The 22,636-nt window shown below is 59.4% G+C and carries 21 protein-coding genes; 19 read left to right on the top strand and 2 right to left on the bottom strand.

Translation table 11 applies throughout. The annotated features are described in order from the left end of the window. Nucleotides 1–5: 5 nt before the first annotated feature. Entirely contained in the window at nucleotides 6–554 is a 549-nt protein-coding gene (locus F8197_RS18865; protein WP_056139744.1) for a GbsR/MarR family transcriptional regulator, read from the top strand. Continuing rightward, a complete protein-coding gene (locus tag F8197_RS18860; protein WP_152883158.1) occupies nucleotides 551–1,510 on the top strand; it encodes a TIGR01777 family oxidoreductase in 960 nt (319 codons plus the stop codon). Before F8197_RS18865 ends, F8197_RS18860 begins: the two co-directional genes overlap by 4 nt. Here F8197_RS18860 and F8197_RS18855 read toward each other — a convergent pair. Beyond that, a complete protein-coding gene (locus tag F8197_RS18855) occupies nucleotides 1,494–3,188 on the bottom strand; it encodes a phosphoethanolamine transferase (RefSeq protein ID WP_308937347.1) in 1,695 nt (564 codons plus the stop codon). The genes F8197_RS18860 and F8197_RS18855 overlap by 17 nt on opposite strands. Before the next feature lie 324 nt (nucleotides 3,189–3,512). On the opposite strand from F8197_RS18855, the gene rpsL reads away from it, so the two are divergent. From rpsL to F8197_RS18805, 10 genes are all read left to right on the top strand, one after another. Next, the gene (gene rpsL, locus F8197_RS18850; protein ID WP_019923502.1) at nucleotides 3,513–3,893 is read left to right on the top strand and encodes a 30S ribosomal protein S12; all 381 of its coding nucleotides are present in this window, start codon (nucleotides 3,513–3,515) and stop codon (nucleotides 3,891–3,893) included. 147 nt (nucleotides 3,894–4,040) lie between these two features. After that, on the top strand, nucleotides 4,041–4,511 hold the full coding sequence (gene rpsG, locus F8197_RS18845; protein ID WP_008444271.1) for a 30S ribosomal protein S7: 471 nt from the start codon (nucleotides 4,041–4,043) through the stop codon (nucleotides 4,509–4,511). A 114-nt stretch (nucleotides 4,512–4,625) separates the two neighbouring features. Next, nucleotides 4,626–6,731 carry an elongation factor G gene (fusA, locus tag F8197_RS18840; protein ID WP_056139735.1) on the top strand — a complete coding sequence of 702 codons (2,106 nt, stop codon included), beginning with the start codon at nucleotides 4,626–4,628 and terminating at the stop codon, nucleotides 6,729–6,731. Nucleotides 6,732–6,799: 68 nt separating this feature from the next. Continuing rightward, the gene (gene tuf, locus F8197_RS18835; protein WP_019923500.1) at nucleotides 6,800–7,990 is read left to right on the top strand and encodes an elongation factor Tu; all 1,191 of its coding nucleotides are present in this window, start codon (nucleotides 6,800–6,802) and stop codon (nucleotides 7,988–7,990) included. A 128-nt stretch (nucleotides 7,991–8,118) separates the two neighbouring features. Next, nucleotides 8,119–8,436, top strand: coding sequence for a 30S ribosomal protein S10 (gene rpsJ / locus F8197_RS18830; RefSeq protein WP_005663509.1), 318 nt, complete (start codon nucleotides 8,119–8,121; stop codon nucleotides 8,434–8,436). A gap of 309 nt (nucleotides 8,437–8,745) precedes the next feature. Then, a complete protein-coding gene (locus F8197_RS18825) occupies nucleotides 8,746–11,745 on the top strand; it encodes a TonB-dependent receptor (RefSeq protein WP_152883156.1) in 3,000 nt (999 codons plus the stop codon). An 84-nt stretch (nucleotides 11,746–11,829) separates the two neighbouring features. Further along, entirely contained in the window at nucleotides 11,830–12,543 is a 714-nt protein-coding gene (locus tag F8197_RS18820; protein WP_152883155.1) for a SapC family protein, read from the top strand. Then, complete coding sequence (locus tag F8197_RS18815; protein ID WP_152883154.1) at nucleotides 12,527–13,564, top strand: cupin-like domain-containing protein; 1,038 nt, start codon at nucleotides 12,527–12,529, stop codon at nucleotides 13,562–13,564. Before F8197_RS18820 ends, F8197_RS18815 begins: the two co-directional genes overlap by 17 nt. A 306-nt stretch (nucleotides 13,565–13,870) precedes the next feature. Then, nucleotides 13,871–16,654, top strand: coding sequence for a TonB-dependent receptor domain-containing protein (locus F8197_RS18810; RefSeq protein ID WP_152883153.1), 2,784 nt, complete (start codon nucleotides 13,871–13,873; stop codon nucleotides 16,652–16,654). A 119-nt stretch (nucleotides 16,655–16,773) separates the two neighbouring features. Continuing rightward, nucleotides 16,774–17,628, top strand: a complete 855-nt coding sequence (locus F8197_RS18805) for a DUF817 domain-containing protein (protein WP_152883152.1) — start codon at nucleotides 16,774–16,776, stop codon at nucleotides 17,626–17,628. On the opposite strand, the gene F8197_RS18800 is transcribed toward F8197_RS18805, so the two are convergent. Continuing rightward, nucleotides 17,625–18,455 (bottom strand): PEP-CTERM sorting domain-containing protein, encoded by an 831-nt coding sequence (locus tag F8197_RS18800; RefSeq protein ID WP_152883151.1) that lies wholly within the window; start codon nucleotides 18,453–18,455, stop codon nucleotides 17,625–17,627. The two genes, F8197_RS18805 and F8197_RS18800, sit on opposite strands and share 4 nt — an antisense overlap. A 351-nt stretch (nucleotides 18,456–18,806) precedes the next feature. Between F8197_RS18800 and rplC the strand changes: the two genes are divergently transcribed. From rplC to rpsC, 7 genes are read left to right on the top strand one after another with little or no spacing between them, the layout of a single operon-like run. Continuing rightward, on the top strand, nucleotides 18,807–19,463 hold the full coding sequence (gene rplC / locus F8197_RS18795) for a 50S ribosomal protein L3 (RefSeq protein WP_019923493.1): 657 nt from the start codon (nucleotides 18,807–18,809) through the stop codon (nucleotides 19,461–19,463). Nucleotides 19,464–19,466: 3 nt separating this feature from the next. Beyond that, nucleotides 19,467–20,087, top strand: a complete 621-nt coding sequence (gene rplD / locus F8197_RS18790; protein ID WP_019923492.1) for a 50S ribosomal protein L4 — start codon at nucleotides 19,467–19,469, stop codon at nucleotides 20,085–20,087. Further along, nucleotides 20,084–20,398 (top strand): 50S ribosomal protein L23, encoded by a 315-nt coding sequence (gene rplW / locus F8197_RS18785; RefSeq protein WP_019923491.1) that lies wholly within the window; start codon nucleotides 20,084–20,086, stop codon nucleotides 20,396–20,398. Before rplD ends, rplW begins: the two co-directional genes overlap by 4 nt. Then, nucleotides 20,398–21,228 (top strand): 50S ribosomal protein L2, encoded by an 831-nt coding sequence (rplB, locus tag F8197_RS18780; protein ID WP_056146772.1) that lies wholly within the window; start codon nucleotides 20,398–20,400, stop codon nucleotides 21,226–21,228. The genes rplW and rplB overlap by 1 nt, the downstream gene beginning before the upstream one ends. 9 nt (nucleotides 21,229–21,237) lie before the next feature. Next, entirely contained in the window at nucleotides 21,238–21,513 is a 276-nt protein-coding gene (rpsS, locus tag F8197_RS18775; RefSeq protein WP_026133139.1) for a 30S ribosomal protein S19, read from the top strand. Further along, nucleotides 21,510–21,842 carry a 50S ribosomal protein L22 gene (gene rplV / locus F8197_RS18770; protein ID WP_174864456.1) on the top strand — a complete coding sequence of 111 codons (333 nt, stop codon included), beginning with the start codon at nucleotides 21,510–21,512 and terminating at the stop codon, nucleotides 21,840–21,842. Before rpsS ends, rplV begins: the two co-directional genes overlap by 4 nt. A 9-nt stretch (nucleotides 21,843–21,851) precedes the next feature. Continuing rightward, entirely contained in the window at nucleotides 21,852–22,634 is a 783-nt protein-coding gene (gene rpsC, locus F8197_RS18765; RefSeq protein ID WP_019923488.1) for a 30S ribosomal protein S3, read from the top strand. Nucleotides 22,635–22,636 lie beyond the last annotated feature (2 nt).

Genomic DNA, 22,636 nt, shown 5'->3' with positions numbered 1-22,636 from the left:
GCCGTATGACCCTCGCACCAACTATCCAGAAATACATCTTGCACTGGGGCGAGATGGGCACCCGCTGGGGCGTCAACCGCACGGTGGCGCAGATCCATGCGCTGCTGTTCCTGGTCAACCGCCCGCTGCATGCCGAGGAAATCGCCGAGACCCTTACCGTGGCCCGCTCCAACGTGAGCAACAGCCTCAAGGAATTGCAGAGCTGGGGCCTGGTGCGCGTGACCCACCTGGCCGGCGACCGCCGCGACCATTTCCTGGCATTGCAGGACGTGTGGGAAATCTTCCGCGTCATCGTCGAAGAACGCAAGAAGCGCGAGATCGATCCCACGCTCACAGTTTTGCGCGAGTGCGCGCAGGAAGCCGAGAGCGACCCCGCGCTGGAAGAGGCCACCAAGATCAAGATGGACCAGGTGCTGGCCTTCATGGAAATGCTGACCACCGCCTACGGCGACACCAAGCACCTGCCTCCGGCCACGCTGCAACGCATGTTGACCGTGGGCGGCAAGATGGCAAAGCTGATGGGCAAGGTTGGCAACGATAAAGGACGATCATGAACAATTCAACCCAAGAGCAATCGGCAACGCCGGTGTTCGGCAACGACAAGCGCAGCTTCCTCATCACCGGCGCCACCGGCTTCATCGGCCAGCAACTGGTACGTGCGCTGTTGCGCGACGGCCAGCAGGTCACGGTGCTCACGCGCGATCCGGCCAAGGCAACGTCGTTGTTCGACGAGCGCCTGGGCCGCGTCGAATGCGTCGGCGGCATGGACCAACTGCCACCCTCGCGCCGCATTGACGTGGTTATCAACCTGGCCGGTGCGCGCATCCTCGGTTGGCGCTGGACCGCGGCGCGGCGTGCAGCCTTGCGCCGGAGTCGGGTGGCGCTGACGGCCAGGGTGGTGGACTGGATCGCGCAGGCCGAGCACAAGCCGGCGCTGATGCTCTCGGGTTCGGCCATTGGCTACTACGGCGTGCAGCCGCAGGGGGATGATACGGTACTGACCGAATCGGCGCCGCCGCAGCCGGTGTTCATGTCCGACCTGTGCCGCGAATGGGAAGAGGCGGCGCAGCGCGCCACCGCCCACGGCGTGACGGTGGCGTGCATGCGGTTTGGCCTGGTGCTGGGGCGCCAGGGTGCGCTGCCGATGCTGCTGTTGCCGATCAGGTTGGGGCTGGGCGGGCCGCTCGGCGGTGGACGGCAGTGGCAGTCGTGGATTCATGTCGACGATGTGATCGCCGGCATGGCGCACCTGTGCCGTACGAAAGAGGGCGGCAGCTACAACTTCACCGCGCCCGAGAGCCTGACGCAGGCGCAGTTCAGCCGGGTGGCGGCCAAGGTGCTGCACCGCCCGTACGGTTTTCCGACGCCGGGCTGGCCGATGCGCCTGGCGCTGGGCGAGCAGGCCGACTTGCTGCTGGAGGGACAGCGGGTGGAACCGCAGCATCTGCTGAAGACGGGCTTCACATTCCGCTACCCGCAACTGGCGCCGGCGCTTACTTCTCTCGCTTGAGCGGCGTGCCCTTGTCGATCACCTCGCGGCAGTCGCCTTTAAAAGTGGCGTTGTCGTAGTTGGTCCAGCCGTAGCTATCCACGTAGCGCTTGTGGGGCTTGAACTGTTTATTTAAAAAACTCCACTCGAGGCGCTGGTCGTCGTAGGTGATGTCGCCGAGGTCGAGCAGGCTGTGGAACACGTTTTCGGTTGCCAGCCTGGCCTTGCGCAGGCGCTTCAATTGCCTGATTTTGTCCGGGTAGTGCGACTGGTACTGGTCGGAATACCACACCAGCGCCGGCACATGAAAATCGTATTGCGTGTTGTGGCCGTGGAAGGCGATGCCGCAACTGCCGTCATATAAGACCTGGCCGTGGTCGGCCACGTACAGCATCGAGGTACGCTGGCCGCTTTGCTTGAGCTGGCCGATCACCTGGGCCAGGAACCAGTCGGTGTACAGGATCGAGTTGTCGTAGCTGTTGTTCAGTTCTACCTTGATCTTGACGTCGGTGTGTTCCGGCTTGTCCACGCCAAACAGCGACGGCTGCCACTTGTCGAATTCCTGCGGGTAGCGCTGGCTGTAGTTCCAGTGGTTGCCCAGCGTGTGCAGCACGATCAGTTTTTTCGGCGCCGGGTCGTGCATTGCCTGTTGCAGCGGTCCCAGCAAGATCTGGTCGAAGTTGGAGCGGTTATTGAAACTGCCCAGGTTCATGAACTGGATCACGTCCGCTTCCTTGGCGAACACCGAGACCGGCGTATCGAACTCGCCAAACGAGATCTGGTTCGACAACCACCAGGTTTTGAAGCCCGCCTCCTTATAAGCGGTGAGGAACGATTTTTCCGAAAACCCCGCTTTCAGGCTCTGCATCGCCGGTTTGCGCGAAATGATCACCGGCACCGACAGCCGCGTGGCCGAAACCGCCGTGATCATATTGGTGAGCGACACCAGGTTGGGCTCTTCCGCCAGCAGCGGGGTGGTTGTGCGCGCGTAGCCGTTGATGCTCCAGCGGTCGTAGCGCGACGATTCGCCGAGCACCATGATCACCACCTCCGGCTCGCCATCGGGTGCGGCCTGGCGGGCCTTGAACGTGAAGTTGCTGCTGCGCTTGCCCAGTTCGGCCAGGTAGCGGCGCTCGTTGTAAAAATCGACGCCGCGCGCGGTCAGGCCGAATGGCCAGGAATTGGCAAAGTTATTAAAAGTGAATGGCGCCTGCTGGAACACCGGCGTCGGCGTGGGCCAGCCCAGCACGGCCAGGGCGGCAAGCGCCGGCACTGCCAGCCAGCGGGTCTTGCCGCGCCAGACCAGTTCCGGACTGCGGCGCGCGGCCATGAACACGGCTACCCACCAGGCCAGCACGGCAATCAACACGGCCGCCATCAGCCAGATCTTGTTGCCGAGGAATTCCATCGCTTCCACCGGGCTGCTCTCGGCGATGATGCCGAGGTGGTGGGTGGAAATGCCCTGGCCGTAATACAGGAACAGGTACAGCTCGGTGGGCAGACCGAGCAGGGCGGGCAGCAGCAGCCAGTGGAACCAGGTGGGGCGCTGGAACACGCCCCAGACCGCGATCCACAGCAGCGCCTCGAGGCCGAGGATGGCGCCCAGCCCGGGCGCGGGCCGGCCCAGCAGCAAGGGCACGCACGGCACCAGCGACAGCAGCAGGTAGCTGCCCAGCACGAACAGGGGAGGGAGTCGCAACAGGGATCGCATGGATGCAGCTATAAATTGGAAAGTCCGCTATTATCAGGCGTTTCCGGCCGTCGCGGGCGGCTTTTGCGGCCGCCCGCAAGTCAATCTGCGCGTTCGCGCTACCACATCTTTCTGCGCTTTATGTTGACTGTTCAGGTCAATTGCCCTACACTCGCGAGTTCTCCATTTAGTCTGCGCATCGTATACGCTGTTTTCGGCTGGTCCCAGAGACTGGCTGTGTGCGCCTCCGATGCCCGGTAAATCGAGACTGAGATTCGTCCCCGGACACTTCGTCCGGGTTGTCCACGTTGTTATTAAGTTGGGTTTAGAACGATGCCAACCATCAATCAACTGATTCGCAATCCACGCGTCGCCCTGACCGTGAAAAGCAAATCGCCGGCGCTGGAAAACAGCCCGCAAAAGCGCGGTGTTTGCACCCGTGTGTACACCACCACTCCTAAGAAGCCTAACTCGGCTTTGCGTAAAGTCGCCAAAGTGCGTCTGACCAACGGTTTCGAAGTCATTTCGTACATCGGCGGTGAAGGCCACAACCTGCAAGAGCACAGCGTTGTTCTGCTGCGCGGCGGTCGTGTAAAAGACTTGCCAGGTGTGCGTTACCACATGGTTCGCGGTGCACTGGATACCCAGGGCGTTAAAGACCGTAAGCAAGCTCGCTCGAAATACGGTACCAAGCGCGCTAAAGCCAAGAAGTAATCTGCATTAAAAGTTTTCGCTCAGTGGCAACTAGCTAAGTGAATGTAATCGACCGGAAATGGTCGAGTAAGTGGATGGTTATGATGACCCTCCGCGAGAGTGCGAACCCATATCGCGCACCTCAACTGAAGATTGAAAGGAATTGATATGCCACGTCGTCGTGAAGTACCCAAGCGCGAAATCCTGCCGGATCCTAAATTCGGTAACACGGATGTCGCCAAATTCGTGAACGTTCTGATGCTGTCCGGTAAAAAATCGGTCGCAGAAAACATCATCTACGGTGCCTTCGAGCACATCGCCGCCAAGTCGGGTAAAGACCCGCTGGAAGTGTTCGCAACCGCGATCAACAACGCCAAGCCACTGGTTGAAGTAAAATCCCGTCGCGTCGGTGGTGCAAACTACCAGGTGCCGGTTGAAGTACGCCCAGTACGCCGTATGGCGCTGTCGATGCGTTGGCTGCGTGAAGCTGCAAACAAACGCAGCGAAAAATCCATGCCACAACGCCTCGGCGGTGAGCTGATGGAAGCGGCTGAAGGCCGCGGCGGTGCGATGAAAAAGCGTGATGAAGTGCACCGTATGGCAGAAGCGAACAAGGCGTTCTCGCACTTCCGCTTCTAATAAAAATCGACCGGGCCACTGTGGTCTGGTTGTTATCTGTTGTTCGAGGCCGGGCTCATTTTTTTCACAAAAAATGCTGCTCGGTTTTGTCCATTAAAAGATTTAGGATTAATTATGGCCCGCAAGACCCCCATCGAGCGCTACCGCAACATCGGTATCTCCGCTCACATCGATGCAGGTAAGACCACTACCACCGAGCGCGTCCTGTTCTACACGGGCGTGAACCACAAGATCGGTGAAGTTCACGATGGCGCCGCCACCATGGACTGGATGGAGCAGGAACAAGAGCGCGGCATTACCATTACCTCGGCAGCGACGACCTGCTTCTGGAAAGGTATGGCCAACAACTTCCCTGAGCACCACATCAACATCATCGACACCCCGGGCCACGTTGACTTCACCATTGAAGTTGAACGCTCGATGCGCGTACTCGACGGTGCTTGCATGGTTTACTGCGCAGTGGGCGGTGTTCAGCCACAGTCGGAAACCGTATGGCGTCAGGCTAACAAGTACAAAGTGCCACGTCTGGCCTTCGTCAACAAGATGGACCGTACCGGCGCCAACTTCTTCAAGGTCTACGAGCAGATGCGCGCTCGCCTGAAGGCCAACCCGGTCCTGATCCAGATCCCTATCGGCGCTGAAGACAACTTCAAAGGCGTGATCGATCTGGTCAAGATGAAAGCAATCCTGTGGGACGAAGCTTCGCAAGGCATGAAATTCGACTACGTCGATATTCCTGCAGAGCTGGCTGATTCGGCCGCCGAGTGGCGCGAAAAGATGGTTGAAGCTGCTGCTGAAGCCACCGAAGAGCTGATGAACAAGTACCTGGAAGAAGGCGACCTGACCGAAGCCGAGATCAAACAAGCGCTGCGTACCCGTACCATCGCTTCGGAAATCGTTCCAATGATGTGCGGTACCGCCTTCAAAAACAAGGGCGTACAAGCCATGTTGGACGCGGTTATCGAATACCTGCCGTCGCCACTGGACATCGACGACGTCGGCGGTACGGATGAAGACGACCAGCCAACCACCCGCCGTCCTGCGGACGACGAGAAGTTCTCGGCGCTGGCCTTCAAGATCATGACCGACCCGTTCGTCGGTCAGCTGGCCTTCTTCCGCGTGTACTCGGGCGCCGTCAATTCGGGCGACACCGTGTACAACTCGGTCAAAGGTCGTAAAGAGCGTCTGGGCCGTATTCTGCAGATGCACGCGAATCAGCGCGAAGAGATCAAAGAAGTGCGCGCCGGCGACATCGCCGCTGCGGTTGGTCTGAAAGACGTGACCACGGGCGAAACCCTGTGCGATCCGACCTCGATCATCACCCTGGAAAAAATGATCTTCCCTGAGCCTGTGATTCAACAGGCAGTCGAGCCAAAAACCAAGGCCGACCAGGAAAAAATGGGCTTGGCACTGAACCGCCTGGCACAGGAAGATCCTTCGTTCCGCGTGAAGACCGATGAAGAATCGGGCCAGACCATCATCGGTGGTATGGGCGAGCTGCACCTGGAAATTATCGTTGACCGCATGAAGCGCGAATTCGGCGTGGAAGCAACCGTTGGCAAGCCACAAGTGGCTTACCGCGAAACGATCCGCAAAACCTGCGAAGAATCGGAAGGCAAGTTCGTCAAGCAATCCGGTGGTCGTGGTCAATACGGTCACGTGGTTCTGAAGATCGAACCGCAAGAACCAGGCAAGGGCTTCGAGTTCGTTGACGCCATCAAAGGCGGCACCGTTCCTCGCGAGTACATCCCTGCGGTGGAAAAAGGCGTGCGCGGCACCCTGAACACCGGCGTGCTGGCTGGTTACCCAGTCGTGGACGTCAAGGTCACGCTGTTCTTCGGTTCGTACCACGATGTGGACTCGAACGAAAACGCGTTCCAGATGGCCGCTTCGATGGCATTCAAAGAAGGCTGCCGCAAAGCATCGCCAGTCATTCTGGAGCCAATGATGGCTGTGGAAGTGGAAACGCCGGAAGACTACGCCGGTACCGTGATGGGCGACCTGTCGTCCCGCCGCGGTATGGTGCAGGGCATGGACGAAATCCCAGGCGGCGGCGGCAAGATCATCAAAGCCGAAGTGCCACTGTCGGAGATGTTTGGTTACTCGACCACCCTGCGTTCCGCAACGCAAGGTCGTGCTACCTACACGATGGAATTCAAGCACTACTCGGAAGCGCCTAAGCACGTGATCGACGCGATCGTTACCGCGAAAGCCAAGTAATTAGTGTCATTGCGGTCCGGTCGATCCCGGGCCGCATATTTCAAACAATGTTTTAAGGATGATTCAAAATGGCAAAAGAAAAGTTCGAGCGGACTAAACCGCACGTCAACGTAGGCACCATCGGTCACGTCGACCACGGCAAAACCACCCTGACCGCTGCAATCGCAACCGTTCTGTCGAAGAAATTCGGCGGCGAAGCGAAAGCTTACGACCAGATCGACGCTGCACCGGAAGAAAAAGCACGCGGTATTACCATCAACACCGCACACGTTGAGTACGAAACCGCCGGCCGTCACTACGCCCACGTTGACTGCCCAGGCCACGCCGACTACATCAAAAACATGATTACCGGTGCAGCGCAGATGGACGGCGCGATCCTGGTTTGCTCCGCAGCTGACGGCCCAATGCCACAGACCCGCGAGCACATCCTGCTGGCCCGTCAAGTTGGCGTTCCATACATCATCGTGTTCCTGAACAAGTGCGACCTGGTCGACGACGCAGAACTGCTGGAACTGGTTGAAATGGAAGTGCGTGAGTTGCTGTCGAAATACGAGTTCCCAGGCGACGACGTACCAATCATCAAAGGTTCGGCACGTATGGCGCTGGAAGGCAAAGAAGGCGAGATGGGCGTTGACGCCATCATGCGTCTGGCCGATGCACTGGACAGCTACATCCCTACGCCAGAGCGCGCAGTGGACGGCGCCTTCCTGATGCCAGTGGAAGACGTGTTCTCGATCTCGGGTCGCGGTACCGTTGTGACTGGTCGTATCGAGCGCGGCGTGATCAAAGTCGGCGAAGAGATCGAAATCGTCGGCATTATCGACACCGTCAAAACCACTTGCACCGGCGTGGAAATGTTCCGCAAGCTGCTGGACCAAGGTCAAGCTGGCGACAACGTTGGTCTGCTGCTGCGCGGCACCAAGCGTGAAGACGTGCAACGTGGTCAGGTTCTGGCCAAGCCAGCATCGATCAAGCCGCACAACCACTTCACCGGCGAGATCTACGTTCTGTCGAAAGATGAAGGCGGCCGTCACACCCCGTTCTTCAACAACTATCGTCCACAGTTCTACTTCCGTACGACTGACGTGACCGGTTCGATCGAACTGCCAGCGGACAAAGAAATGGTTATGCCAGGCGACAACGTGTCGATCACCGTCAAGCTGATCAACCCGATCGCGATGGAAGAAGGTCTGCGTTTCGCTATCCGTGAAGGCGGTCGTACCGTCGGCGCCGGCGTTGTTGCAAAAATCATCGCTTAATTTTTAAGCGCTGAATAAATGAAGCCCGGCAAGGTGTGATACCATGTCGGGCTTCATTGCAGAACCTCGTTCTTTTTAAATTTGCTGGCACTACATAGCCGCCAGTTCGTTCTTTTCAAGGAAATATCATGTCCGCACCAAACCAGAAAATCCGTATTCGCCTGAAAGCTTTCGACTACAAGCTGATCGACCAGTCCGCACTGGAAATCGTTGACACCGCCAAGCGTACCGGCGCCGTGGTCAAAGGCCCAGTTCCACTGCCAACCCGCATCCAGCGTTTTGACGTACTGCGTTCCCCGCACGTCAACAAAACCTCGCGCGACCAGTTCGAGATCCGTACCCACCAGCGCCTGATGGACATCGTCGATCCAACCGACAAAACCGTTGACGCACTGATGAAGCTGGACCTGCCAGCTGGTGTTGACGTCGAAATCAAACTGCAATAATTGCAGTCAAGCCGGGCGGCGCACAGCGCTGCCAGCTGACAAAAAACCGGACGACAACGTCCGGTTTTTTTTCGTCCATACCTGAAGTAACTGTTGTGCGTTTACCTCATTGTCGAGATTGCTTCGCACAATGTGCGACTTGAATTGACTAAAAATTATTTTCCTCCTATTCTTGATAGCGCTATCTACACGCCAAGCATGCCACTTTGGCAGCCCGTGCCGTAACGCGCCCCCCGGGGCTACCACCGCCCCGCCTGTTTTACCCGAAAATAAGTCGTAAAAAATAAACTGACAAACAACGGAGACAAAATGCAACAAAATCTGAAAACGTTTTCAAACCGTCTGCCCAAGCAACGCCGCCTGATTTCCATGGCTGTGGCAGGCGCCTGCGCCACGTTCGCAACCCTGGCGCCAGCTTATGCGCAGCAAGTGGCCGCCCCGGTCCCTGGCGACGTTGACGGCCCGAAAGTGGTCGTTACCGGCATCCGCGCCAGCATGCAGTCCACCATGAACATGAAGCGCAACAGCGACGGCATCGTCGACGGCATCGTCGCTGACGACATCGGTAAATTCCCCGATACCAACCTGGCCGAATCGCTGCAGCGCATCAGCGGCGTGTCGATCGACCGCAGCAATGGCGAAGGGCAGAAGGTCACCGTGCGCGGCCTCGGCCCGGACTTTAACCTGGTACTGCTCAACGGCCGCCAGATGCCAACCACCGACCTCGGTGACCTGGGCGGCCGCTCGTTCGACTTTTCCAACCTGGCCTCGGAAGCGATTTCGCAGTTGCAGGTATACAAGTCCGGCCGTGCCGACAACCCGACCGGCGGCATTGGCGCCACCATCAACGTGATGACCGCGCGTCCGTTCGACAACCCGGGCATGCATTCGAGCATCGGCGTCAAGGCTGTGCACGACACGTCCAACAAGCACCTGCCGGGCCTGCTCAAGGGCGACAGCGTGACGCCGGAAGTGTCGGGCATCTACACCAACACCAGCGAAGACGGCCGCTTCGGCGTGGCCGTGAGCGCCAGCTACCAGGAGCGTAATTCGGGCTTCAACCGCGCCGGCCTGGCCAACGGCTACCAGGGACCGTTCCTGGGTTCGGCGACCACTCCCGATGGCGCCACCTTGCCGCAGCCAGGACAGCCCGGTTCGCAAAACATCACCAACCGCCCGGGTCCGACCGATGTGTATTCGATCCCGCAAAACTTCGGCTATGGCGTCAACGGCATCCAGCGCCAACGCACCAACGGCCAACTGGCCTTGCAGTTCCGCCCGGTCAAGGACCTTACTACCACGCTGGATCTGACCTATTCGGAAAACAAGGTACAAACCAAGCGTAACGAGCTGAGCGTATGGTTCGCGCAGACGCCAACCTCGACCAGCACCTGGCCGGGTGGTCACGTGCAGTCGCCGCTGACGTACTCGGAAACCTATGACAAGCCGCAGGATATCTCGATCGTTGGCGGCGACTACGCCACCAAGACCAAGAACGAGTCGATTGGTTTCAATACCGTGTGGAAAGCCAGCAACGCGCTCAAGCTCAATTTCGACATCCACCACTCGACCGCCGAATCGGGCGCCGACAGCCCGTGGGGTACCGAGAACAACCTGTCCAACGCCAGTTTCAGCCGTGGCGACACCAAGGTTGATTTCACCAACAAGCTGCCGATCGTCTCGATGCCAGCGGCCAACCTGGCCGCGCAACCGATCCAGGGTACCGGTTCGTGGTTCCACAACAGCTACCAGAAGGCCAAGGTAGACCAGGTGCAAGTTGGCGGTGACTGGCAGGTGCTCGAGGCTTCGACCGTCAAGTTCGGCGGCGGCTACAGCAAGTCGTCCAACCGCTCGACGTACTCGAACGTGCAGAACAACACCTGGAGCGGCGCCAGCAAGGCGTCCGACTACCCGGCCAGCGCTTACCAGGCCAACCCGCTGGGCGACTACTTCAGCAAGATCGGCGGTTCGCCTAACCTGTTCGGCACGCTCTACACGTTCGACTTCGCTACCGTGCGCGCACTGACTGCCAATGCTACCGGCAAGCAGGCCGGTTACCTGCCGAACTTCGCCAGTGCCGATACCGACCGCCTGCTGGTCGAAAAAACCAGCTCGGTCTATGCCTCGTTCGGTACCGACTGGGATACCGCCATGCCGATGCACACGTCCGCTGGCGTGCGCTTCGAGAAGACCAAGGTGATGTCGGCGGCCCAGTTCCAGCCCGGCACGGCCATGGTGTGGGAGTCGCAGAACGAGTTGCCGATCACCTTGGCACCTGCGGAAACGGCCAATACCTCGTCCTCGTATAACAACGTGTTGCCGAGCCTGAACTTCGACGTCGATCTGCGTGCCGACATGAAGCTGCGCGCCAGCGCCGGCGCCACCATTGGCCGCGCCCGCTACGACCAGCTACAGGGCGGCCTGAGCCTGGGTACGATCGCCAGCACCTACAACGGCACCGCATCGGTCGGTAACCCGGCGCTGAAACCGGTGAAATCGAAGAATCTCGATTTGTCCTACGAGTGGTACTACGACAAGCAGAGCGTGTTCTCGTTGGCCTTGTTCCGCAAGGAAATGGATAACTACGCCGGTACCATCGTGACCGCCGGTTCGTTGTATGACCTGCACACGCCGGTCGGTGGCGCCTACTACAAGGCCGCGCTGGCTACCGGCGGCTGCACGGTGGCAAACACCAATTGCATCCGCAACTACATCCTGAGCACCTATGATGGCCAGCCGGGCGTGGTGCGCACCGGGGTCAATCCAGATGGTAATCTCGCTGGCAAGATCACCGGCCTGCCAACCGATCCGCTGGCTAACTTCCTTACCACCAGCTACGCCAACCAGAAGTCGGCGCGCGTCAGTGGCGCGGAAGCAAACGTCCAGCACATGTTCGGCCGTACCGGCTTTGGCGTGCAGGCGAACTACACCTACGTGCGTTCGCCGCTCAAGTACGACAACGCCAACGTGAGCGACCAGTTCGCAATCCTGGGGCTGAGCAATTCGGCCAACGTGGTCGGCATCTTCGAGAACGAAAAGTGGTCGGTGCGCCTGGCCTATAACTGGCGCGGCGAGTTCCTGGCCGCCACCGTGGACGGTTCGGGCAAGGCGGCCCCGGTGTACACCGACAGCTATGGTCAGACTGACTTGAGCATCGGCTACAACTACAACAAGAACCTGAGCTTCCAGGTCGAGGCGATCAACCTGACCGACGAGACCCAGCGTCAGCACGGCCGTACCAGCATGGCGACGTTGAACGTGACGCAAGCCGGCCCACGGTATATGCTGGGCGCGCGCTACAAGTTCTGATCGGTAACATCGAGGTGTGACCCGGGGGCGGCGCTGACAAGTGCCGCCCCTTTCTTGTTCAGTCAACGCAATCAAAGAGCAACCATGGCCAAGCCAGTCTTACTCAACAACATCACCCACCAGCATCTGCGGGTGCGCACCGGGCCCGGTGCCGAATTCGGCGACAACCAGATGGCCGCACCGATCGTCGCGGCCGAGTTCCGCCAGGCGCAGGCGCATTATCCGATCGTGTTCCGGCCCACGGCCGGCGACGGTTTCGAAGCGCTGGCCCTGTTCGGCCTGGCTGCCGGCGACAACCTTTTCCTGAGCAATGACGGCTGGGATGCCGACTACGTGCCGCTGGCCGTGCGCCGCCAGCCGTTCCTGATCGGCGTATCGGGCCAGGAACTGACCGTCCACGTGGACGAGAACAGCGCGCGCCTGCGCTGCGGTCCCGACGAAGGCGAAGCCGTATTCCTGGAGGAGGGCAGTCCCACGCCGTATCTCGAGCAAGTCAATTCGATGTTGTTCGCATTGCACGAGGGCATGCTGGAGATGGCAGGCCTGATTGCCGCGCTGCGCGAGCACGCGCTGCTCGAAGCATTCGTGTTCGAGATCGAACTGGCTGACGGCAGCGAGCGCCGGCTGGAAGGCTTGTACACCATCAACGAAGAAGCGCTGGCGGCGCTGGACGCGGCGGCGCTGAACCGCCTGCACCGCGCCGGCTACCTGCTGCCGATCTACATGGTGGTGGCGTCGCTGTCGAACTTCCGTGCCCTGATCGAACGCGAGAACCGCCGGCATGCCGTCCCACGCTGACGCCGTGATGCCGACGGCCGCACAGCCGATCGCCGAGATCGCCTGGACCGCCGGCGTGCCGCTGCCCGATGAGATCCTGGCAGCCACCGAACCGGTAGTGCTGCGCGGCCTGGTATCGCACTGGCCGATGGTACGCGCCGCCCAAGCGTCCAGCCAGGCGGCCGACGCCTACCTGCGCGGCTTTTACCGCGACGCCACCGTGATGGCGATGCACGGCGCGCCCGAGATCGACGGGCGGATTTTTTACAACCACGATCTGTCCGGCTTTAATTTCAGTATGCAGCAGGTGCGCTTCGACGCCGTGCTCGACGCCTTGCGCGCGCACCAGGACGACCCGCGCCCGCCCACGTTGTACGTGGGCTCAACCACGATCGACGCCTGCCTGCCGGGCTTTACGGCTGAAAACGATGTCAAACTCGGTGCGCGCGACGCGCTGGCCAGCATCTGGGTAGGCAACCGCACCCGCATACCCGCCCACTACGATTTGCCCGACAACCTGGCGTGCGTGGCGGCCGGGCGCCGCCGCTTTACGCTGTTCCCGCCCGACCAGCTGGCCAACCTGTACATCGGTCCGCTCGACCTGACACCGGCCGGCCAGGCCGTGAGCCTGGTCGATTTCGCCGCACCGGACCTGGTGCGTTATCCGCTTTTCGCTACCGCGTGGGCGCATGCGCAGCAGGCCGAGCTGGCCGCCGGTGACGCCATTTTCATTCCCAGCATGTGGTGGCACCATATCGAGGCGCAGGACAGTTTCAATGTGCTGGTCAATTACTGGTGGCGGCAGTCGCCCGCGTACATGGATACGCCCGCAACCACGCTGCTGCATGCGCTGCTGACCATGCGCGACCTGCCGCCCGCGCAGCGGCTGGCATGGCAGGAACTGTTCCGCCACTACGTGTTCGAGAGCGACGGCAGCGAAGCCGCCCATATCCCCGAGGCAGCGCGCCATGTGCTGGCGCCGATCGACGCCATGGGCGCCCGCATGCTGCGCGCGCACTTGCTCAACCGCATGAAGCGCTAGACGCGCGTCCTCCGAGAACAGCCGTATCGGCATGGGATTGCTAATATAAAAAGCTTTTCTTTTAATGTTTTGGAGTGGAATATTTTGTTGCTATTCAATAGACAATGATTTTCGAACAGAAAAACAACAAAATGCGGGGTTTTTCGACAAATGCCGTGCAAAAACTGCACTGGGTCTTTTCCCACCCGTCAATATTGTGAGAGATTCTTCCTTAGACGTCGAAAGTGCTGATCACCTTACCCGGTCGATGGTACTCAGAAGCGCATGGAATCCATTAATTTCTCGGGAGTAGTTTTGAAACACACCATGAAAAAAAGTGCCATTGCTATGGCGCTGGGCCTGGCATTTTCGCAGCACGCTGCGGCGCAAGAAGCAGCAGCCACCGAACCCAAGCTGCAACGCATCGAAATCACCGGTAGTAGCATCAAGCGCACCGAACAGGAAGCTGCCGGCTCGATCCAGATCCTGACCCGTGACGATATCGAACGTACCGGCCAGACCACCGCACTGGGCATTCTGAATTCGTCGTCCGCCATCAGCACCGACATCAGCTCGGCATCGAGCAGCTCGGGCAGCTTCGCGACCGGTTCGTCCGGCGTGGGCATGCGCGGCCTGGGCAAGGTTGCTACCCTGGTCCTGGTTAATGGCCAGCGCATTGCGCAATACGGCCTGGCCGATGGTGCACAACAAAACTTCACCAACCTCGATGCCATTTCAGCCTCGGCGATCGACCGCATCGAGATCCTTAAAGACGGCGCATCGGCCATCTACGGTTCCGACGCCATCGCCGGTGTGATCAACATCATCCTGCTCAAGGACTTCGAAGGCGCCCGTATTTCCGCGAACTACAAGGAATCCGAGAACTTCAAGGAAAACCGCAACAGCAACATCTCCGGCATCATCGGTTGGGGTGACATCGACCGTAACGGTTTCAACACCTACCTGACCTACGACGCTTACAAGAGCGACGGCTATTCGACCGGCGACCTGCGCAACCACTACCCGGAATGGCACCGCCAGACCCCGGGCCGCTCGACCTGGGACGTGCCAAGCGTTTATTCGCCAACCGGTAACCTGTATCGCAGCGCTTCTAACTATGTACCTGCGCCAGGCTGCCCGGCTTCGTCGATCGATCCACGCGACGGCCTGTGCAAGTACGACATCCTGCCACAAACCGGCCTGACCACCGACGCCAAGCGTTATGCGCTGGCCAGCAACACGCACTTCCGCATCGGCAAGGATATCGACGCCAACTTCGAGATCACCCACGCCAGCGCCGCCAACGATTACATCGTTGCCCCGTTTGCCGTGCAGCCAACCACCGCGTCGAGCACCTGGTACAACGCTATCGATGGCAAGATGGTGGGGCCGTATTTCTACCCGAAACTGCCGGTTGGCCATGCCAACAACCCGTACAACGTACCGGTTGAATTCCGTGCCCGCATGTTGGACACCGGCGACGGCTTCAACTTCAACCGCACCGAATCGAAACAGTCGCGCGTCATGCTGAGCCTGACCGGCGAAGTCAAAGGCTTCGACTGGAAATCGTCGGTCGGCTACATGACCTCGGACGCGACCAAGGCTACCCGCGCTGCCAGCGCCACCGGCTATACCAACGCCATCACCAGCGGCGCCTACAAGTTCAATGGTCCTGCGGGCACCAACAGCTATGCGCTGCTGGACTCGATGTTCCCGATACGCACCACCATCGGCGAATCGAAAATCGGTTTTGCCAATGCCGTGGTGTCGGGTGCAGTCGCCCAACTGCCGGCCGGCCCGCTGAACATTGCGTTCGGTACCGACATCCGCCAGGAAAAGTACGAAATGGCCAGCTCGGACAACGTGCTGCGTGGTGACCTGATCGGTATCGCCGGTCTGCAGGTCAAGGACAAGATGGACCACTACGCACTGTTCACGGAAGCGACCATTCCTGTGTTCAAGAGCGTTGAACTGAACGCTGCGCTGCGTGCCGACAAATCGACCAACAGCGACGTGCACTACTCGCCGAAACTGGGCGTGCGCTACACCGTGACCGACGGTCTGTTGCTGCGCGCTACCGCATCGGGCGGCTTCCGCGCACCGAACGTGGTGGAAACCGGCAACGGCCTGGGCCGCAGTTCGTTCGCAACCAGCACCAACGATCCACGTCGTTGTGGCATCGCCAGCACGCTGAACAACCTGGTGCAAAACGCTGCCAACGCTACCCCTGCCGACAAGTCGCAAGCCAACACTCTGCGCAACGCGGACTGCCTGGCCGGCGTGCCGACCTTCGTGTCCTCGAACAAGGATCTGAAGCCAGAAACCTCGCGTTCGTTCACCGCCGGTGTTGTCTTCGAGCCGATCAAGAACTGGACCATGGCGCTGGACTACTACCACATCGAGCGCAAGGATGAAATCGGTACCCGTTCGGTGGCCGACGTGCTGCGCGACGAAGCAAACCTGCCAGCCGGTCAATTGGTTCGTGTTGACAACACCGCTTCCGATGCGCAATTCGTTGCGCTGGCACGTAAGTATGCGCCAACCAGCACGGCCAACTTCGGCGGCATTGGTGCCATCGGCTTGTTGTACAACCCATACGTCAACAGCGGCAAGACCCGTGCTTCGGGCTTCGACTTTGACGCATCGGGCCGCTTCAACACCCCGGTTGGTCAGGCTCGCCTGAAACTGGAAGGTACGTACCTGTGGAAATACCAGGAGTTCAGCGTTGCCGACAACGCTTACGACACCAACATGGCTGGTACCTACGACATGGGTTCGCGTCTGAAAACCAAGCTGCGCGGCAGCCTGAGGGCCGGTTCGTTCGACCATGGCATGACCATCAACTACGCCAGCGGCTACAGCAACAACAGCCTGGGTTCGCCAACCTATTGCGTGACCAACAATGTGTCGGCCGCCAATCTGGGTACTTGCGGTCATGTTGGCAGCAACACCACGGTGGATTACAACCTGGCGTACAGCGGTATCAAAAATACCAAGATCAGCCTGTACATCGACAACCTGTTCCAGCAAGATGCGCCGATCCAGTGGCGCGATGGCTTCTCGCCGCAGTTCCGTCGCATCGGCCTGACCGCCAGCTACACGTTCTTCTGATCGGCGCCAGCTGATCATGCCGCCCGGTAGCAATACCGGGCGACGACCAAAAGACCAGGCTCGATGCCTGGTCTTTTTTTGCGCTTTACATCACAAGGGGCGGGCGCTAGAGTTGCCGCATGCTCAATACCCTCAACACGTTCGACACCCATTTGCTCGATGGCGCCCCGCGCAGCGGCTTGCGTGGCATGCAGCGCTTCCTGCTCGAGTTCCTGTATTTCGGCATCAAGAACGCCCGTGCCTGCCTGTTCGTGGGACTGTTCTTCAGCGCCGTGTTTTTGACCCCGCGCGCCGGCCTGTTCGGCGTGCCGCGCTACGACGTGCTGCTCGTTGCCGCGCTGGCGATCCAGACCGGCATGGTGTGGAGCAAGCTCGAGACCTGGGATGAACTGAAGGCCGTGTGCCTGTTCCACCTGGTGGGTTTTGCACTCGAGGTGTTCAAGGTGTCCGGGGCGATCGCCTCGTGGAGTTATCCCGATTTCGCTTACACCAAGCTGTGGGGCGTGCCGCTGTTCACGGGCTTTATGTATGCGGCCGTGGGCAGCTACATCATCCAGGCCTGGCGCCTGTTCGATCTGCGCATCCGCCACCACCCGCCGTACTGGATGGCGGTGCTGATCGCGCTCCTCATCTACGCCAACTTCTTTACCCATCACTACATCGGCGACTACCGCTGGTACCTGGCCGCCGCCGCACTGGGCCTGTATGCCCGCACCATGGTGGTGTACCGCCCGCTCGACCGCGACCGCCGCATGCCCTTGCTGCTGTCGTTCGTGCTGATCGGCCTGTTCATTTGGCTGGCAGAAAACATCAGCACGTTCTGGGGCGTATGGCGCTACCCCAACCAGCTCGGCGCCTGGAGCGCCGTCCACGTCAGCAAATGGAGCTCGTGGTCGCTGCTGGTGGTGATGACCTTTACCATCATCGCCCACCTCAAGCATATCAAGGCGAGCATCCACGTCCCCGAAGCTTAGAACGGACGCTGGCGGCGGCGGGCGAGGGTGCCGGTCAGCAGCAGGCCCGCCAGCAGCGTGGCCCAGGTGTGCGGCTCCGGCACCGGCGCTACGCCGCCGCCAAGCGCATCGACCGGGTTGACCGTGATGTCCGTGTAGGCGAGGAAGCTCAAGGTCAGGAACAGGTCATAGTCGCCAGGGTTGGCGAATGCCAGCAGGAAGCGCTCCTGGCGCGCGGCCTCGGTGGAGTAGGGATCATCCCAGCGCAATGCACTTTCGCGGTTGAGCGTGGTGGACGTAGTACCCTCGGCGTCGGTGATGTCGATCGAGGCCCAGCTAAATACCGCGTAGTTCTCGCCGGCCGCCATGGTGCGGCGCGCCTGCGTCAATAAATCGCCGCCGACCGTGAGCAGGGTGTGCGGCGCCAGCGTCAGCCCCACTTGCTGGTAGCCCTCGGCACCGACGTAATTACCGACGCCCAGTGACATGTCGGCCGCCGCAGTGGCGGTGACATTGCCCACGGCGCCGGTGGTGCCAGCCACGGCGGTGCCCGGGCCTGCGCTGGCAGGCAGCACGGCCTGGCCGGCAGAGAAGGGCGCCGGGTACACCGACAGCTGGGTGTAACTGCCGCCGTTGTTGAGCGTGTTGGAGTAGGCCAGCAGGCGGCTGTCGCCATAGTTGAGCGTATAGCTGGCGCCACTGCCGTCGCCGGGCGTGAGGTCGATCACGCCGAGGGTGACATTCTCGATGCGCGAGGCACCGTCGGCGCCGGCCTGGGCCGACGGCGCGGCGAGGGTGGTGGTCAGTGCGGCCAGGGTCAGCAGCACTGCGGGTAGCACGGTTTTCATGGGAGCTCCGGTGGGTGGAAGGATGGGCGAGGCAGACGGACGCCTGCCTGATCGATGCTAGGCCGCTGTTCCCCGCGTCGTTTGCGCGCACGCAGGGACCGCCGCCAAACCCGCATGGCGCCACGCTTTGCGGCCAAAAATGCGCATCCGCGCCACAGCTTTTCCAACATGCAACGAACCCGCAACAACAACGCCGCAAAAACCTGACATACCTCGTACTAAGTTGTTGCGTCAAGGGTCTTTTCACGCTACACTAGCCGGCTTCGGTATGGATTCATCTTTTTATTGATCCGTACTTATTTAGTAGTTCAACATATCCCCGCCCAATCGTAGGTGGGAATTGGAGAAAAAATGAGCCTTGGCCTCCTCGGTCGCAAGGTTGGTATGATGCGCATCTTCACCGATGACGGGGATTCGATCCCAGTCACCGTTGTTGACGTATCGAACAACCGTGTTGCACAAATCAAAACTCCTGAAACTGATGGTTACACCGCAGTTCAGGTCGCATTCGGTCAACGTCGCGCTTCCCGCGTAACGAAAGCTGTTGCTGGTCACCACGCTAAAGCCGGTGTTGAAGCTGGTACTCTGCTGAAAGAGTTCCGCATCGACGCAGCCAAAGCTGCAGAACTGAAAGCTGGCGAAGTTATCGCTGCTTCCCTGTTCGAAGTCGGTCAAAAAATCGACGTTCAAGGTGTTTCGATTGGTAAAGGCTACGCCGGTACCATCAAGCGTCACAACTTCGCTTCGGGCCGCGCTACCCACGGTAACTCGCGTTCGCACAACGTACCAGGCTCGATCGGTATGGCGCAGGATCCAGGTCGTGTATTCCCTGGTAAGCGCATGACCGGTCACATGGGTGACGTTACCTGCACCGTGCAGAACCTCGAAATCGCTCGTATCGACGCCGACCGTCAGCTGCTGCTGGTCAAAGGTGCGATTCCTGGCGCCAAAAACGGCCAGGTAGTGGTATCGCCTGCTGTCAAAGTTAAAGCAAAGAAGGGAGCTTAAACGATGGAACTCAAGCTCTTGAATGCTCAAGGTCAAGCCGCCTCTAATGTTGCTGCCGCCGATTCCGTATTCGGTCGCGACTACAACGAAGCCCTGATCCACCAGATCGTCGTTGCTTACCAAGCCAATGCTCGCAGCGGCAACCGTAAACAAAAAGATCGTGAAGAAGTCCACCACACGACCAAGAAGCCATGGCGCCAAAAAGGTACCGGCCGTGCTCGTGCTGGTATGTCGTCGTCGCCACTGTGGCGCGGCGGTGGTCGCATCTTCCCGAACTCGCCTGACGAGAACTTCACCCACAAAGTGAACAAGAAGATGTATCGCGCAGGTATCTGCTCGATCCTGTCCCAGCTGGCTCGTGAAGAGCGCCTGGTTGTTGTTGAAGACTTCGCTATCGAAGCTCCAAAAACCAAGCTGCTGTCGCAAAAGCTGAACGGTATGGGCCTGGAGTCCGTGCTGATCATCACCGACGTCGCCAACGAAAACCTGGAACTGGCATCGCGTAACCTGCCTAACGTACTGGTTGTTGAACCACGTCACGCAGATCCGATGTCCCTGGTGTTCTACAAGAAGATCGTGGTCACCAAAGCTGCATTGGCCAAGATTGAGGAGATGCTGGCATGAGCGCATTGAAATTTAGCGAAGAGCGCCTGATGAAGGTGCTGGTTGCTCCAGTGATTTCCGAGAAGGCCACCATGGTCGCGGAAAAGAACGAGCAGATCGTGTTCCGCGTCACCACCGACGCAACCAAGCCAGAAATCAAGGCTGCCGTTGAACTGCTGTTCAAAGTGCAAGTGGAATCGGTGCAAACCGTGAACCGCGAAGGTAAGCAGAAGCGCTCGGGCGCCCACACTGGCCGTCGCAACCACACCAAGCGTGCTTTCGTGTGCCTGAAGCCTGGCCAGGAAATCAATTTCACCGAGGAGGCTAAATAATGGCACTCGTTAAGATGAAGCCAACCTCCCCAGGCCGTCGCGGCATGGTGAAAGTTGTCAACAGCGACCTGTACAAAGGTCGTCCGCTGGCAGCCCTGGTTGAGAAAAAATCGAAAACTGCTGGTCGTAACAACAACGGCCACATCACCACCCGTCACATCGGTGGTGGTCACAAGCAGCACTACCGTCTGATCGACTTCAAGCGTAACAGCAAAGATGGCATCCCGGCGAAAGTGGAACGTATCGAATACGATCCAAACCGTACCGCGCACATCGCACTGCTGTGCTACGCCGACGGCGCCCGCGCTTACATCATCGCCACCAAAGGCATGTCCGTAGGCGATACCGTGATGAGCGGTTCGGAAGCCCCGATCAAGGCCGGTAACTGCCTGCCAATCCGCAACATCCCGGTCGGTACCGTGATGAACTGCGTCGAAATGCTGCCAGGTAAGGGTGCCCAAATGGCCCGTACCGCCGGCGCCGGCGTTGTTCTGATGGCCCGTGACGGCACCTACGCCCAGGTTCGCCTGCGTTCGGGTGAAGTGCGCCGCGTGCACATCGAGTGCCGCGCGACCGTAGGCGAAGTCGGCAATGCCGAACACAGCCTGCGCAAGATCGGTAAAGCCGGTGCCATGCGTTGGCGCGGTATTCGTCCTACCGTTCGCGGTGTGGTCATGAACCCGGTCGATCACCCGCACGGTGGTGGTGAAGGTAAAACTGCAGCCGGTCGTCACCCAGTGTCGCCATGGGGCCAGCAGACCAAGGGTAAGAAGACTCGCAGCAACAAGCGCACGTCTTCCATGATCGTCTCGCGCCGCGGCAAGAAATAAGGATAAATCATGACTCGTTCATTGAAAAAAGGGCCGTTCTGTGACGCCCACCTGGTGAAAAAAGTCGAAGCCGCGCAAGCGATCAAAGACAAAAAGCCAATCAAAACCTGGTCCCGTCGTTCGACCATCATGCCTGACTTCATCGGCCTGACGATCGCTGTTCACAACGGCAAGCTGCACGTGCCTGTGTACGTTTCCGAGAACATGGTAGGTCACAAGCTCGGTGAATTCGCACTGACCCGCACGTTCAAGGGCCATGCCGCTGACAAGAAGGCGAAGAAATAATGGAAACCAAAGCTATCCTCAAAGGCGTGCGCCTGTCGGACCAAAAGGGCCGTCTGGTTGCTGACCTGATTCGTGGCAAGAAAGTTGACGCAGCACTCAACATTCTGCAATTCAGCCCGAAAAAAGGCGCCACCATCATCAAGAAAGTACTCGAGTCGGCAATCGCCAACGCCGAGCACAACGATGGTGCCGATATCGACGAGTTGTTCGTGAAAACGATCTACGTTGAAAAGGGCCCGATCCTCAAGCGCTTCACTGCACGCGCTAAAGGTCGTGGCGATCGTATCTCGAAACAATCGTGTCACATTTATGTGACCGTCGGTAACTAAGGAGCTACGATGGGTCAGAAAATTCATCCAACCGGTTTCCGCCTGGCGGTCACCCGTAACTGGGCTTCGCGCTGGTATGCAGGCAACGGCAATTTCGCTGCCATGCTGAACGAAGACTTGAAAGCACGCGCTTACCTGAAAACCAAACTGAAGAACGCTTCGGTCGGTCGCATCGTTATCGAGCGTCCAGCCAAGAACGCGCGCTTCACGATCTACAGCTCGCGTCCGGGCGTGGTCATCGGTAAAAAAGGCGAAGACATCGAAGTGCTGAAGTCGGCGCTGACCAAGATCATGGGCGTGCCAGTGCACGTCAATATCGAGGAAATCCGCAAGCCGGAAATCGATTCGCAACTGATCGCCGATTCGATCTCGCAACAGCTCGAAAAACGCATCATGTTCCGTCGCGCCATGAAACGCGCGATGCAAAACGCCATGCGTCTGGGTGCCCTGGGCATCAAGATCATGTCGTCGGGTCGTCTGAACGGCATCGAAATCGCCCGTACCGAATGGTATCGCGAAGGCCGTGTGCCACTGCACACCCTGCGCGCTGACATCGACTACGGCACCAGCGAAGCTTCGACCACCTACGGCATCATCGGTGTCAAGGTTTGGGTATACAAAGGTGACCGCGCGCCTAACGGCGATGCACCAGTCATCGATACCCCACCTGACGAGAAAAAGCCACGTGGCCCACGTCGTGACGACGGCAAGCCATCGGGCCGTCCACGTCCAGCTGGTCCTGCAGGCGCCCGTCGTGCTGCTGCCAAGCCGGCTGAGAAAGCAGGAGAATAATC

The organism is Duganella sp. FT27W (assembly GCF_009295655.1).
Taxonomy (GTDB): domain Bacteria; phylum Pseudomonadota; class Gammaproteobacteria; order Burkholderiales; family Burkholderiaceae_D; genus Rugamonas; species Rugamonas zoogloeoides.
Note: the sequence above shows the minus strand (reverse complement) of the source record. Positions and strands in the feature narration are given on the sequence as shown.